We start from the raw sequence: 14,652 nt of genomic DNA, 5'->3' as shown, positions 1-14,652 counted from the left end.
TTCACATTGCCTGTATCGACCTGGCTGCATTAAAGATTAACCAAAGGTGACGAAATGCCTGACTCCACACAACTGCTTATCGGTGCCGGCCCAGACGGCCAGCCCATCGCCCAGCCCATGCGCCTGGCCAACCGGCATGGGTTGATCGCCGGCGCCACGGGCACCGGCAAGACCGTCACCTTGCAGCGCCTGGCGGAAGCCTTCAGTGATGCCGGCGTGGCGGTATTCGCCGCCGACATCAAGGGTGACCTGTGCGGCCTGGGCGCAGCGGCCAATCCCCAGGGCAAAGTCGCCGAACGCATTGCCGGGATGCCCTTCCTTAATTACGCACCGAAGGCTTATCCGGTTACGTTGTGGGATATCCACGGGCAGTCCGGTCATCCATTGCGCACGACCATCAGCGAAATGGGGCCGTTGTTGCTCGGCAGCCTGCTGGAACTCACCGACAGCCAGCAGTCGGCGCTGTACGCGACCTTCAAGGTGGCCGACCGTGAAGGCCTGTTGCTGCTGGACCTGAAAGACCTCAAGGCACTGCTCAACCACCTGCGTTATCACCCTGAACTGTTGGGCGACGATGCGGCGTTGATGACCACCGGTTCCAGCCAGGCGTTGTTGCGGCGCCTGGCGGTGCTGGAGCAGCAGGGTGCCGAAGCCCTGTTTGGCGAGCCGGCCCTGCAGCTCGAGGATATTTTGCAGCCCGCCAGCGACGGGCGCGGCCGTATTCACCTGCTGGACGCCAGCCGCCTGGTGCATGACGCGCCGAAGGTCTATGCCACGTTCCTGCTGTGGCTGTTGGCGGAGCTGTTCGAGCAGTTGCCGGAGCGCGGTGATGCCGAAAAGCCGCTGCTGGCGCTGTTTTTCGACGAGGCGCACCTGTTGTTCGCCGATACACCCAAGGCGTTGCAGGACCGTTTGGAACAGGTGGTGCGGCTGATTCGCTCCAAAGGGGTGGGGGTGTACTTCGTCACTCAAGCTCCGGGGGATTTGCCTGACACGGTGCTGGCGCAACTGGGGCTGCGTATCCAGCATGGCCTGCGCGCATTCACCACCAAAGAGCAAAAATCCCTGCGGGCGGTGGCGGACGGTTTCCGGCCCAACCCGGCATTCGATGCCTTGGCGGTGCTGACCGAGTTGGGCACCGGTGAGGCGTTGGTGGGTACCTTGCAGGAAAAAGGCACGCCGGAGGTGGTCCAGCGCGTATTGGTCGCACCGCCACAGTCGCGGATCGGGCCGCTCACCGAGGCCGAACGTGCGGCATTGGTCGCCAGTTCGCCGTTGCAGGGCCGCTATGACAAGCCGATGGACCGCGAATCAGCCTACGAAGTGCTGATGGCGCGTAAAGAGTTGGGGCCGACCGAGGAGGCCAAGCCGGCGACCGAAGAACCCAGCTTCACCGACAAAGCCGGTGCGTTCCTGGGCACCACGGCAGGCAAGGCGCTGAAATCCGCCATGCAGCAGGCCGCCAATCAGATGGGGCGGCAGTTGGTGCGTGGCTTGTTGGGCTCGCTGCTGGGTGGCAGCAAGCGCAAGTAAGACTCAGGATTTGGGCCTGGCATGGGCGGCCAGCCGCTCCAGCGCCGCGCGCAAACCCGGATCGCTGATCCCTTCGGCGGTGGCCTGGAGGGTTTCGGCTGCCTGTTCCGACAGGTCCAGCGTATGTCCGGCCGTGCTTCGCAGCACTGTAGGCGGCTGCACTTTGAACTGGATGCGCGTCAGGCCGGCAAACTCATCGAACACCATCAATTGGCGTTGCAAGCGTTTTTGCTGATAACGCAAACGGGTGGCCCAATGCCCGTCAGTGACAATTAATAGCAAGTTGCCTTCGCGCCAGGACGCCACATGACAATGTTCGCGTGCGGCCGGTTGCAGCTGGCTTTCGAGCAGGCGTTGCAAATGCGCCAGGCGTTGCGCGTGGCCAAAGATGGCTTTCAGCGGCTTGGCTTCGCGAAGCAACACGCCGGGAGCGCGGGCTGTAAGAGGGCGAAATGCCATGTCTAGACACCTTAAGTAACAGAGCCGTCATCTTAGCAGAAAGCGCCGGTGAGCCCCGAGACCCTGCAAGGGCAGGGCTTTTCTCATGAAATCAATAAGTAACTTCTGCCTTTCATGGGTTGAAGTTCCGCCAAAAGCCCTTATTTTAAACAAGCCCTCTCACAGCGCCGTGCCCGCATCGGGGAACAACGCCACTTTCCTCACCCACGATTCCGGGTAGAATGCGCGTTCGCATGCGGCCGTGAGGGCTGCTCGGGCCACTCACGGTGCGCCCTCCATCCCTATGTGTGGAAGAACCTGCCGATATGTTTGCGCCTTTGTTAAAGAAACTTTTTGGAAGCAAGAATGAGCGCGAAGTCAAACGCATGCTCAAGACGGTGCAGCTGGTCAATGCCTTCGAAGAGCAGATGGTTGCCCTGTCGGATGAGCAATTGCGCGCCAAGACCGAAGAGTTCAAGGCCCGCATAGCCAAAGGTGAAACCCTCGACAAGCTGCTCCCCGAAGCCTTTGCGGTCGCCCGTGAAGCCGGTAAGCGCGTCATGGGCATGCGCCACTTCGACGTCCAGTTGATCGGCGGCATGACCTTGCATGAAGGCATGATTGCCGAAATGCGTACCGGTGAAGGCAAGACCCTGGTGGCAACCCTGGGTGTTTACCTCAACGCACTGTCCGGCAAGGGCGTGCACGTTGTGACGGTGAACGACTACCTGGCTCGCCGGGACGCCAACTGGATGCGCCCGCTGTATGAATTCCTCGGCCTGACCGTCGGCGTAGTGACGCCGTTCCAGCCGCCCGAAGAAAAGCGCGCCGCCTACGCTTGCGACATTACCTACGGTACCAACAACGAATTCGGTTTCGACTACCTGCGCGACAACATGGCGTTCAGCATGGATGAAAAATTCCAGCGCGAACTCAACTTTGCTGTGATCGACGAAGTCGACTCCATCCTCATCGACGAAGCCCGTACCCCGCTGATCATCTCCGGCCAGGCCGAGGACAGCTCGCGCCTGTACACCGAGATCAACAAGTTGATCCCGCGCCTTGAGCAGCATATCGAGGAAGTCGAAGGCGTGGTGACCAAAGAAGGCCACTTCACCATCGACGAGAAGACCCGCCAGGTCGAACTCAACGAGGCCGGCCACCAGTTCGTTGAAGAAATGCTGACCCAGATCGGTGAGCTGGCCGAAGGAGAAAGCCTGTACTCGGCTCACAACCTGGGCCTGCTGACCCACGTATATGCCGGCCTGCGCGCCCACAAGCTGTTCCACCGCAACGTCGAATACATCGTCCAGGACGGCCAGGTCGTCCTGGTCGACGAACACACCGGCCGCACCATGCCCGGTCGTCGCTTGTCCGAAGGCCTGCACCAGGCCATCGAAGCCAAGGAAATGCTCAACATCCAGGCCGAAAGCCAGACGTTGGCGTCCACCACCTTCCAGAACTACTTCCGTCTGTACAACAAACTGTCCGGCATGACCGGTACGGCCGACACCGAAGCGTTCGAATTCCATCAGATCTATGGCCTGTCGGTGGTGGTTATCCCGCCGAACAAGCCCCTGGCGCGTAAAGACTATAACGACCTGGTGTTCCTGACTGCCGAAGAGAAATACGCGGCGATCATCAATGACATCAAGGACGGCCTGGCCAAAGGCCGCCCGATCCTGGTGGGTACTGCGACCATCGAGACGTCCGAGCACGTGTCCAGCCTGCTCAACAAGGAAGGCATTGAGCACAAGGTGCTCAACGCCAAGTTCCACGAAAAAGAAGCCGAGATCATCGCCCAGGCCGGTCGTCCCGGCGCCCTGACCATCGCCACCAACATGGCCGGTCGTGGTACCGACATCCTGTTGGGCGGCAACTGGGAAGTGGAAGTGGCCTCGCTCGACAACCCGACCCCTGAGCAGATCGCCCAGATCAAGGCTGACTGGCAGAAACGCCACCAGGCCGTGCTCGAGTCCGGCGGTTTGCAGGTGATTGCGTCCGAGCGTCACGAATCGCGCCGTATCGACAACCAGTTGCGCGGCCGTGCCGGTCGCCAGGGTGATGCCGGTTCCAGCCGTTTCTACCTGTCCCTGGAAGACAGCCTGATGCGTATCTTCGCCTCGGATCGGGTGAAGAACTTCATGAAGGCCCTGGGCATGCAGTCCGGTGAAGCCATCGAGCACCGCATGGTGACCAACGCCATCGAGAAGGCCCAGCGCAAGGTAGAAGGGCGTAACTTCGACATTCGTAAACAACTGCTCGAGTTCGACGACGTCAACAACGAACAGCGTAAAGTGATTTATCACATGCGTAACACGTTGCTGGCCGCCGACAACATTGGCGAGACCATCGCTGACTTCCGTCAGGACGTGCTCAACGCCACGGTCAGCGCGCATATCCCGCCACAGTCGCTGCCTGAGCAGTGGGATGTGGCCGGTCTGGAAGCCGCGTTGAAGAGCGATTTTGGCGTCGACTTGCCGGTTCAGCAGTGGCTGGACGAAGACGATCACCTGTACGAAGAAACCCTGCGCGAAAAACTGATGGCCGAATTGCTGGCTGCGTACAACGAGAAAGAAGAGCAGGCGAGTGCCGAAGCCTTGCGCACCTTCGAGAAGCAAATCGTGCTGCGCGTGCTGGACGACCTGTGGAAAGACCACCTGTCGACTATGGACCACCTGCGCCACGGTATCCATTTGCGTGGCTACGCCCAGAAAAACCCGAAGCAGGAGTACAAGCGCGAGTCGTTCACGTTGTTCTCCGAGCTGCTGGATTCGATCAAGCGCGATTCGATCCGCGTGCTGTCCCACGTTCAGGTGCGTCGCGAAGACCCGATCGAGGAAGAAGCGCGCCTGCGCCAGGAAGCCGAGGCACTGGCTGCGCGCATGCAGTTCCAGCACGACGAAGCGCCGGGCCTGGACGCACCGGAGGTGTTGGGCGAAGAGGTCGATGTGGCCCTGGCTCAAACCCCGGTGCGCAATGACCAGAAGCTGGGCCGCAATGAGCTGTGCTACTGCGGTTCGGGTAAGAAATTCAAACACTGCCACGGCCAGATCGAATAAGATTTTCGCCTGACGCTGCAACACCCCACGCCGCGACCGGCATCAGCCGTCGCGGCGTTTTGCCATTAATCCCCCGTCGATAGCGACGGCACACACATCATCTCTTCAAGGAGCGCATACATGGCTGTTGGTCTTGGTCCTTTGCCCACATTGCACCCGGTCGCCGGTTTTGAACTCGGTATCGCTTCGGCCGGCATCAAGCGTGCGGGGCGCAAGGATGTGGTGGTGATGCGCTGCGCCGAAGGCTCGACCGTCGCCGGTGTGTTCACCCTCAACGCTTTTTGCGCCGCGCCGGTGATTCTGGCCAAGCAACGTGTGGCCGGGTCGATTCGTTACCTGCTGACCAACACCGGCAACGCCAACGCCGGTACCGGCGAGCCTGGCCTGGTGGCGGCTGCGCGCACGTGCGCCAAGCTGGCCCAGCTGACCGGCGTGGATGCGAGCCAGGTGCTGCCGTATTCCACCGGCGTGATCGGTGAGCCGCTGCCGGTGGAGAAAATCGAAGGCGCCCTGCAAGCCGCGCTGGATGACCTGTCTGTGGATAACTGGGCGGCTGCAGCCACCGGCATCATGACTACCGACACCTTGCCCAAAGGCGCAAGCCGGCAGTTCGTGCACGATGGCGTGACCGTCACCGTGACCGGTATCAGCAAGGGCGCAGGCATGATCCGTCCGAACATGGCCACCATGCTCGGCTATATCGCCACCGACGCCAAAGTCTCCCGCGATGTATTGCAACGCCTGATGCTGGACGGCGCCAACAAGTCGTTCAACCGCATCACCATCGACGGTGACACGTCCACCAACGACTGCTGCATGCTGATCGCCACCGGCCAGGCCAACCTGCCGGAAATCACCTCCACCGAAGGCCCGTTGTTCGCCGCATTGAAGCAGGCGGTTTTTGAGGTGTGCATGGACGTGGCCCAGGCCATCGTGCGTGACGGCGAGGGCGCTACCAAGTTCGTCACGGTACAAGTCAACGGCGGCGCCAACCACCAGGAGTGCCTGGACGTGGGTTACACCGTGGCGCACTCGCCGCTGATCAAGACCGCCTTGTTCGCTTCCGACCCGAACTGGGGCCGTATCCTCGCAGCCGTTGGTCGTGCCGGCGTGCCTGACCTGGATGTAAGCAAGATCGACGTCTTCCTCGGCGACGTGTGCATTGCCAGCCGTGGCGCCCGCGCCGACACCTACACCGAAGCCCAGGGCTCGGCGGTGATGCAGCAGGCAGAAATCACCATCCGCATCGAGTTGGGGCGCGGCGACTGCAGCGAAACCATCTGGACCACGGACCTGTCCCACGAATACGTGAAGATCAACGCGGAATATCGCACCTGAAGGTAGGAGCGAGCTTGCTCGCGAAAAACTCAATGCCACCGCGTTTATCCAGGATTTACGCGTTATCGTTGACGTTCTTCGCGAGCAAGCTCGCTCCTACAAGGGCAATAACGGGAGGAAGCAGTGGCGGTGAAACGAGTGCATGTAGCAGCAGCGGTGATCCGCGGTGTCGATGGCAGGATCCTGCTGGCACGCCGCGCCGATACCCAGCATCAAGGCGGCCTCTGGGAGTTTCCCGGCGGCAAGGTGGAGGCTGACGAGTCAGTCGCCACGGCCTTGTCCCGTGAGTTGAAGGAAGAGCTGGGCATCCAGGTCACCACGGCGCGGCCGTTGATTCAGGTGCAGCATGACTACCCGGACAAGCAGGTGTTGCTGGATGTCTGGGAAGTCTCGGCCTTTACCGGCGAGCCCCACGGGGTCGAAGGGCAGCCTCTGGAGTGGGTGGCCCCGCGGGACCTGATCAACTATGAGTTTCCAGCGGCTAACGCGCCCATTGTCGCGGCAGCGCGTCTGCCTGCCGACTACCTGATCACGCCCGGTGAGCTGGAAACCGGGCCCTTGTTGCGTGGCCTTCAAACAGCCATCGCCGGCGGCATCAAGCTGGTTCAACTGCGCGCGCCCAACGGTTACGACCCCAAATACCGCGACCTCGCCGTGGACGCCGTGGGGCTGTGTGCGGGCAAGGCGCAGTTGATGCTCAAGGGGCCGTTCGAATGGCTGGGGGATTTTCCAGCGGCTGGCTGGCACATGACCTCGGCGCAATTGCGTAAATACGCGAGCAAGGGCCGACCGCTGCCGAAGGACCGTTGGTTGGCGGCCTCGTGTCACAACGCTGAAGAACTGGCGCTGGCGCAGTTGATGGATGTGGACTTCGTCACGCTGTCGCCGGTTCAGCCGACCGAGACTCATCCCGAGGCTCAGCCGTTGGGTTGGGAACAGGCGGCCGAGCTGATCCGTGGGTTCAGCAAGCCGGTGTTTCTGTTGGGCGGGGTTGGGCCTGCGCAGCGGGAGCAGGCTTGGGCGGCTGGAGCGCAAGGTGTTGCGGGGATTCGGGCATTTTGGCCGCAAGCTTGAAGCATGATCGTTCCCACGCTCCGCGTGGTAACGCATGCTGTGACGCTCTGCGTCATGACTTTAAAGGCGGACGCGGAGCGTCCCGGGCGGCATTCCCACGCAGAGCGTGGGAACGATCAACAGGCACCTGAAAACGATCAATGGGGCTTCGCCGCCGCCTGCCACAACACCTCGGCAACCCCCTGGCGCTTGGCAATCACCCTGGCCGCTACAAACAGCAGATCCGACAGTCGATTGATATACGCCAACCCAACCCCTTCCAACGGCTCCACCGCATTCAATTGCTGACAGCGGCGTTCGGCACTGCGCGCCAGGCTGCGGCACACATGGGCCTGGGCGATCAGCGCTGAGCCGCCGGGCAGGATGAAATTTTCCAGTGGCCCCACCTCTTCATTCCAGCGATCGATCGCCGCTTCCAGCCGATCCACTTCCGCTGCATTCAACGCCTTGTACACCGGCATGGCCAGCTCGCCGCCCAGATCGAACAAGCGATGCTGGCAGGGTGTGAGCACCTCCACCACATCGTTCAGTTCGGGGTGCTTGCCGCTCTGCTCCTCCAGGTTGGCCAATAACAACCCCAACTGGCTGTTCAGCGTATCCACCTCGCCAATGGCTTCCACCCGTGGGTGATCCTTGGGCACGCGGCGACCGTCGCCGAGGCCGGTTTCGCCCTGGTCACCGGTGCGGGTGTAGATCTTCGACAGGCGAAAGCCCATGGTCATTGCTCCAGTTGGGTGAGTTCTGCGGGGGACAATTGGCTGCCGGCCAGTGGCAGGCGCAACGTGAAACAGGTGCCTTGGCCCAGGGTGGAGTGCACTTCCATCTGGCCCTTGTGGTTATTGGTGATGATGAAATACGACACCGACAGCCCAAGCCCGGTGCCCTGGCCTATTTCCTTGGTGGTGAAGAACGGCTCGAAGGTGCGTTTGCGCACGTTTTCGCTCATGCCGATACCATTGTCTTCCACCTGAATCTCGGCCCAGGGCGGGTTGAGGCGGGTGCGCAGGATAATTCGCCCAGGCTCGCTGCCGTCTTCGCGCAGGTGAATTGCCTGGGCGGCGTTTTTCAGCAGGTTGAGCAGCACCTGTTCCAGTTCGTTGGCCGTGCCGGGCACGGGCCCCAGTTGCGGGTCGAACTGGCGGATGATCGCCTGGCCCTTGAAATCGAAACCGATGGCCAGGTCGAAATCGTTACCGGCGATCTCCACAGCTTGGTCGATCAGGGCCGGCAAATCGCAGGGGGCCATTTGCCGGTTGCTGCGCCGGCTGAAGCTGAGCATGTGGGTGACGATTTTCGCTGCACGCGCGCCGGCCTGTTGAATCCCATCCAGCAACTGCGGGACTTCGCGCGCTTGCAGGTATTGATTGACCTGCGCCAGCTCGATGCCCGCCTGTTCGGCGTGTTCCAGGTTCTTGGGCAGCTCGGGTGACAGGCGGCGCCGAATGTTCTGCACGTTGTGCAGGATAGCCCCCAGCGGGTTGTTGATTTCATGGGCCATGCCGGCAGCCAGGCCGCCGACCGAGAGCATTTTTTCCGATTGCACCATCATTTCTTCCAGGGACAGGCGCTGGGTGATGTCATCGATACGGATTACCACGCCGCGCCCGGCACCGCCCATCAAGGGGTAGAACGTCAGGGCGTAATGCTTTGGCTCGTCGTCCTTGACCCAGGTGACCCGCTCGATCCGCTCCACCGTGTGCTGTTCCACCGTGGCCTTGATTTGCGGCAGGTACGGCTTGAGCGGTTGGAATGCGAGGAAGATCGGCTGGTTGAGCGCTTCATCCAGGCGCGTGCCCGAAAGCGCGGTGGCTTCCTGGTTCCACTGGGTGACGTAGAGCTGTTCATCCAGGGCGATCAGCGCTGAAGGCATCGAGTCGATAATGCTATTGAGGTAGTTCTGAAAACCGGTGAGCTTTTTCTCGATCTTGCTGCGCACCTGCACTTCCAGTTCCAGCTTGCGGTTGGTATGGCGGGTTTCTTCAGCCAGGCCCTGGGCCTGATCGTAGGCCGCCTGGGAATCATCCCGCGCGCGCTTGAGCTGCTGCTCACGGGCCTCGATGCGCGACAGCATGGTGTTGAACGCTTCCGCCAGGCTGCCGATTTCATCGTGGTTGCCGGGGCCTGCGCGCAGGGCGTAGTTCTCTTCGCGAGTCACCTGGCGCGACAGTTCTTCGAGTTCATGGATCGGCCGGGTGATCAGGCGTTTGATCTGCCGGGCGATGACCAGCCACAGCAGCACACTGAAAATCAGGATGCCCAGGCTTGCGGTGAGGGTGCCGGTATAGAACGCCACCGGGAGCTCGCTGCTGGCCACCAGCAGCAAATGCCCCGAAGGCTGGTCGGTGCGGGGCAGGGTGATGACCTGGTTGCTGCGAAACTCGGTGAGGCGCCAGGCCTCGATATGCCGGTAGTTGTCGGGCAGGTGCAGGCGGTCGCCGTGTTGCATCTGCGCCAGGCGATTGCCTTCGCCGTCGTACAGGGCGGCGGCGCGCAGCGGTGAATAGCTGGTCAGCTCATTGAGCAGTGCGTTGGCCTTGGCCGGGGATTGCAGGGCTTCAGCCGCGAGTGCCGGGTTGGACACCAGCCGACCGATGGCCTGCAAGGCCTGGGGCGCCATGCTTTCCTGGGAGATCCAGTAGGCGGCGCTGATAAAGGTCAGGTTGGCCACCAGCAACACGGTGGTCAGCAGTACCAGCAGGGCGGCCAGCAGTTTCTGCCCTACCGGTAGGTTTTCAAGACGCTGGCGCAGTGGCATCAGGTTTTTCGCAGGCAATAGACATACGGCAGGGTAGCGCGTGCCTCAGTCGCTGGGCAATCCGCGTGCAACCAACTGCTCGACCAAGCGCGTTTGCAGCTGCTGCAGATGCGGCAATACCCGTTGATGGCGGGCGGCCGCTTGGCAGGCGTAGCCAAGCAGGTAGCTGATTTCGGTACGCCGTGCGTTGGCCACGTCCTGGTACATGGAGGAATAGTTGGCCGCCGTGGCCTGAATCACCCGTTGCACTTCACTGTGCAAATCTTGCGCGGCCGCAGGCTGGCCGCAGCACTCCAGTAATTCGCTCAATTCAGCGCACAGGGTGGCGACTTCACATTGATGGGCCTGCAGGCCGCCGTTGCGGCACTGATAGAGCACGGTCAACGGATTGATCGCGCAATTGAGCGCCAGCTTGCGCCACAGCCGCGTGAGGATATCGGTGCTCCATTCATGGGGGATGGCGGCGGCCTGCAAGTCATCCAGCCACAGCGGCGCGGTAGGGTGAGCCGCATCCCCCAGCCAGGTGTAGCCATGGCCGGCAAAGACCACACGCCATTCGCCCTCGCGAAACGCGCCTTCGGTGCTGGAGGCAAAGATGCAACGCGCCTGTGGCAACTGGGCGGCCACCGCATCCTGGCTGCCGAGGCCGTTTTGCAGCAGGATCAGTTCCGCGTCCGGCGCCAGGCGATGCTGTAACTGTGCGACAGCATTTTGGGCATCGTAGGCTTTGCACGCCACCAACAGGCGCTGGATTGGCTCCGGGCTGTCGGATGTTTCGCCGATTACCGGGTAGGTATGCGCAATACCTTGCTCAACCAGAGTCAGGCCGTTGCCCGACGCATAGCTCGCCAGGCGCGCCTGATCGCGCAGGATCAGCCGCACCGGCACGCCCGCGCGCGCCAGCCGCGTGGCCCAGAGGGTGCCCAGGCTACCGGCGCCGAGAATATGCCAGGTGGTCGACATCAGTGTGTGCTCCGTAAGGTCGCCAGCGGTGAACGCGGCGAAAGAACCGCTATAATGCCCCGGCATTTTAGCTCGGGCGCGCTCCATCTCTACTGAGCCCGCCCCTTATATTGGAGAAATGACATGCCTTCGTTCGACGTGGTATCCGAACTGGACAAACACGAAGTCACCAACGCCGTCGAGAACGCCGTCAAGGAACTGGACCGTCGCTATGACTTGAAAGGCAAGGGCAGCTTCGAATTCAAGGAAAAGGAACTGACCGTCAACCTGACCGCTGAAGCCGGTTTCCAGCTGGAAGCGATGATCGAGATCCTCAAGCTGGCCCTGGTCAAGCGCAAGATCGACGTGCAGTGCCTTGAAGTCAAGGACGCCTACGCTTCCGGCAAGCTGATGAAGCAGGAAGCCGTGCTCAAGGAAGGCATCGACAAGGAACTGGCGAAGAAGATCGTCGCGCACATCAAGGATGCCAAGCTGAAAGTCCAGGCGGCCATCCAGGGTGAACAGGTGCGTGTTACCGGCAAGAAGCGTGATGACCTGCAAGAGGCCATTGCGGCCCTGCGCGCCAAGACCTTCGACATGCCGCTGCAGTTCAACAACTTCCGCGACTGATGGCAGCTCGCGGAACCTGTGGCCGTTTTCGACGTCCCACGCCGCAGCAACAATGCCTACAATTGAGCCCTACGGGGCTCATTTGCGTTTTCAGGCAGTCAATGACGCCGCATATCCGCATAACAGGAGAAGATAGATGGATTTGAACGCTGAAGTGGATCACTTGATCAAGACCTCGCAGTCCTGGATCCCGATGATCATGGAATACGGCAGCCGGGTACTGCTGGCCGTTATCACCCTGGCCATCGGTTGGTGGCTGATCAACGTCTTTACCCACCGAGTGGGGCGCTTGCTGGCCGTGCGTAACGCCGACCTGGCGCTGCAGCACTTCATCACCAGCCTTGCGAACATTGCGCTGAAGGTCATGCTGATCGTCAGCGTGGCCTCGATGATCGGCGTGGCGACCACATCGTTCGTCGCCGCCATCGGTGCCGCTACCCTGGCGATCGGCCTGGCTTTGCAAGGCAGCCTGGCCAACTTCGCCGGCGGCGTGCTGATCCTGTTGTTCCGTCCGTTTCGCATCGGCGACTGGATCGAAGCCCAGGGCACTTCGGGTACCGTCGACAGTATCCAGATTTTCCACACGGTGCTGCGTACCGGCGACAACAAGACGGTGATTGTGCCTAACGGCATCCTGTCCAACGGCATCATCACCAACACCAACCGCCAGCCGACTCGCAAGGTGGTGTTTGATGTGGGCGTGGATTACGAGGCGGACCTGCAGAAAGCCCGTGAAGTGTTGCTGGAACTGGCCAAGGACCCGCGCGTGCTGGCCGAACCGGCGCCTGTCGCAGTGGTATCGACCTTGGGCGACAGCTCCATCACCGTGTCCCTGCGTTGCTGGACCAATACGGCGGATTATTGGGATGTAGTGTTTATGCTCAATGAACTGGCGCGCGACCGTTTGAAAGGGGCGGGGATTGATATTCCGTTTCCGCAGCGGGTTATTCGCGTAATGCAGGAAGCACCTGCTAAGTCGTGAGAAAGTCTCGCATTCAAGTTGGCCGAAAGGTCAGGTTAAATGCGACAGGCTCATATAGTTACTTAGCTTGCTAGTTATTTGGTTGTTGGACATATAATTGCAATAAAAAAGCCGCTCCCTTGCAAACAGGGGAGCGGCTTTTTATTCAAGGTCGAAACCTTAAGTCATCGTTGTAATTACTCGCGTGATTACAAGATGTTCAGCGGGTAGTTCGCGATCAGACGCAGTTCGTCGATCGAAGGCGAACCGTAGTAAACGCCATCACCGGAACGATAAGTCGCTTGGCGCAGACGCAGGCTGAGGTTTTTAGCCGGGCCGCTCTGAACCACGTACTTGGCTTCGATATCGCGTTCCCACTCTTTACCGTTGCTGGTGGTGGCTGTGTTGGCGCCGCTACCGGTCACGTAACGCGTCATGAAGCTCAGGCCCGGAACGCCAAAGGTCGCCATGTTGATGTCGTAACGCGCCTGGTACGACTTCTCGCCTTCGGCGTTGAAGTCGGAACGGGCGATGGAGTTGGCCAGGAATACAGTGCCGCCGCCATCTACGCCGTAGCCGTAGTCGCCGTCACCGGTAACCTTCTGGGCAGCCAGGGTGAAGGTGTGAGCGCCGATGGTGTACGCGCCCTGCAAGCTGAATGCGCGGTTGTCGAGCTTGGTGCGCTCAGCGAACGGCAGGCTGCTGTCTTTGGAAGCACGTTGCAGGCCTTCACCTTCGCTCTTGGTGTCGTAGATGTTGAAGTCCAGCGCGAAGGACTGGTCATCGCTCAGGGCGTGGGTCCAGTTCAGGTTGCTGTAGTACTTGCGGAAGTAGTCTTCGGTTTTCGCGTAGTACAGGCTGCCGGTGACTTCCGGGGTGAAGGCATAGACGCCGCCGACGAAGTCAGTCTTCGTCAGGCCCAAGCTGTCGTGGTAGGTCTGGTTCTGCGCGACGCTGGAAGTGAAGTGACCGCCTTCGAGCTTCAGGCCCTTGATCTCGTTGCTGGTGATCGAGATACCTTGTGGCAGTTCTGGGAGCAAGCGGCTGTCATCGGAGGCGAATACAGGCGCTGTGGTGTATTGGTCACCGACTTTCAGCACAGTATTGGAAATGCGGAACTTAACCGCGCCGCCGCCTTTTGAGTACTCGTCTTGCGAACGACCGTCGGAACCGGTAGGGAACAGACCGGTGCCGGCACGGCCCTTGCCGCTGTCGAGCTTGACGCCCATCAAGCCGATCACGTCAACGCCGACACCGATGGTGCCTTGGGTGAAGCCCGATTCGTACAAGGCGTTGAAGCCCAGACCGCTTTCTTCCGCACGGCTCTGAGAGTCTGGCCCCGACGGATTGTTACGGAAATCGCGGCTGAAGTACAAAGCGCGAGTGTTGATGCTGAAAGTGCTGTCTTCAACAAAGCCCTTGGAATCGTCTTGGGCGGACGCCATTGCGAACTGCGAGGTGCCTGCTGAAACAGCCAGGGCGATCATGCTCCACTTCATCACGCGCATCGTGATTTGCTCCTTTGGTTTTAGAAGAGTACTGCCGTCCCACCTGTATTTTTATCTGGGCGGCTCTTTCTTTATGTGTGTCGGCGCAAAGTTATCTCACACCGGCGCTGTTGACGATACTTGCCAAACTATCCTTTCAGCTTCTTTACGAGGCTGTCGTAAATTGCTAGCTCCGTGTCGCAAATCACAGCCCGACGGTAACCAGGCTGACAACTTCAATGTTCTTTTCAAACACCTTCAAAGTTCGAAATCGTCCCTGGCACACATTGAAACGCTATTGTTTCTTATCGCGAAACCCTGGCATCCACCCAAGTGTCGTTGCCGACGATAGCAAGGTGAATGCAACAAGCGTGCACAAAGCGCCAACCGAATGTCATTTTTTCGTGAAAAACGTTACGGCAGTGTAAAAAC

At 60.5% G+C, this 14,652-nt stretch carries 11 protein-coding genes; 6 read left to right on the top strand and 5 right to left on the bottom strand.

The features are described from left to right. Positions 1-54 precede the first annotated feature (54 nt). Positions 55-1,533 carry a helicase HerA-like domain-containing protein gene (locus C4J88_RS21315; protein WP_124408041.1) on the top strand — a complete coding sequence of 493 codons (1,479 nt, stop codon included), beginning with the start codon at positions 55-57 and terminating at the stop codon, positions 1,531-1,533. Positions 1,534-1,536: 3 nt separating this feature from the next. On the opposite strand, the gene C4J88_RS21310 is transcribed toward C4J88_RS21315, so the two are convergent. Then, positions 1,537-1,992, bottom strand: a complete 456-nt coding sequence (locus C4J88_RS21310) for a DUF721 domain-containing protein (RefSeq protein WP_124408040.1) — start codon at positions 1,990-1,992, stop codon at positions 1,537-1,539. 305 nt (positions 1,993-2,297) lie between these two features. Between C4J88_RS21310 and secA the strand changes: the two genes are divergently transcribed. The 3 genes from secA to C4J88_RS21295 all read left to right on the top strand — a co-directional run bounded on the left by secA (position 2,298) and on the right by C4J88_RS21295 (position 7,445). Then, positions 2,298-5,033, top strand: coding sequence for a preprotein translocase subunit SecA (gene secA / locus C4J88_RS21305; RefSeq protein ID WP_124408039.1), 2,736 nt, complete (start codon positions 2,298-2,300; stop codon positions 5,031-5,033). Between the two features lie 120 nt (positions 5,034-5,153). Further along, positions 5,154-6,371, top strand: a complete 1,218-nt coding sequence (gene argJ / locus C4J88_RS21300; protein ID WP_124408038.1) for a bifunctional glutamate N-acetyltransferase/amino-acid acetyltransferase ArgJ — start codon at positions 5,154-5,156, stop codon at positions 6,369-6,371. Positions 6,372-6,500: 129 nt separating this feature from the next. Further along, positions 6,501-7,445: a Nudix family hydrolase gene (locus tag C4J88_RS21295; RefSeq protein ID WP_124408664.1), complete on the top strand. Its 945-nt coding sequence runs from the start codon at positions 6,501-6,503 to the stop codon at positions 7,443-7,445. 137 nt (positions 7,446-7,582) lie between these two features. On the opposite strand, the gene C4J88_RS21285 is transcribed toward C4J88_RS21295, so the two are convergent. From C4J88_RS21285 to C4J88_RS21275, 3 genes are read right to left on the bottom strand one after another with little or no spacing between them, the layout of a single operon-like run. After that, positions 7,583-8,161 carry a cob(I)yrinic acid a,c-diamide adenosyltransferase gene (locus C4J88_RS21285; protein WP_124408037.1) on the bottom strand — a complete coding sequence of 193 codons (579 nt, stop codon included), beginning with the start codon at positions 8,159-8,161 and terminating at the stop codon, positions 7,583-7,585. 2 nt (positions 8,162-8,163) lie between these two features. After that, positions 8,164-10,200 carry an ATP-binding protein gene (locus tag C4J88_RS21280; protein ID WP_124408036.1) on the bottom strand — a complete coding sequence of 679 codons (2,037 nt, stop codon included), beginning with the start codon at positions 10,198-10,200 and terminating at the stop codon, positions 8,164-8,166. Between the two features lie 45 nt (positions 10,201-10,245). Then, a complete protein-coding gene (locus tag C4J88_RS21275; protein WP_124408035.1) occupies positions 10,246-11,163 on the bottom strand; it encodes a putative 2-dehydropantoate 2-reductase in 918 nt (305 codons plus the stop codon). Between the two features lie 123 nt (positions 11,164-11,286). Between C4J88_RS21275 and C4J88_RS21270 the strand changes: the two genes are divergently transcribed. Beyond that, on the top strand, positions 11,287-11,772 hold the full coding sequence (locus C4J88_RS21270) for a YajQ family cyclic di-GMP-binding protein (protein WP_124408034.1): 486 nt from the start codon (positions 11,287-11,289) through the stop codon (positions 11,770-11,772). Between the two features lie 136 nt (positions 11,773-11,908). Next, positions 11,909-12,754 (top strand): mechanosensitive ion channel family protein, encoded by an 846-nt coding sequence (locus C4J88_RS21265; RefSeq protein WP_124408033.1) that lies wholly within the window; start codon positions 11,909-11,911, stop codon positions 12,752-12,754. A 188-nt stretch (positions 12,755-12,942) separates the two neighbouring features. Here the strand turns inward: C4J88_RS21265 and C4J88_RS21260 are convergent, their stop codons facing one another. Then, positions 12,943-14,241: an OprD family porin gene (locus C4J88_RS21260; RefSeq protein WP_124368169.1), complete on the bottom strand. Its 1,299-nt coding sequence runs from the start codon at positions 14,239-14,241 to the stop codon at positions 12,943-12,945. Positions 14,242-14,652 lie beyond the last annotated feature (411 nt).

It is taken from the genome of Pseudomonas sp. R4-39-08 (genome assembly GCF_003852275.1).
Lineage (GTDB): Bacteria > Pseudomonadota > Gammaproteobacteria > Pseudomonadales > Pseudomonadaceae > Aquipseudomonas.
This window is presented reverse-complemented; position numbering and strand designations above follow the sequence as displayed.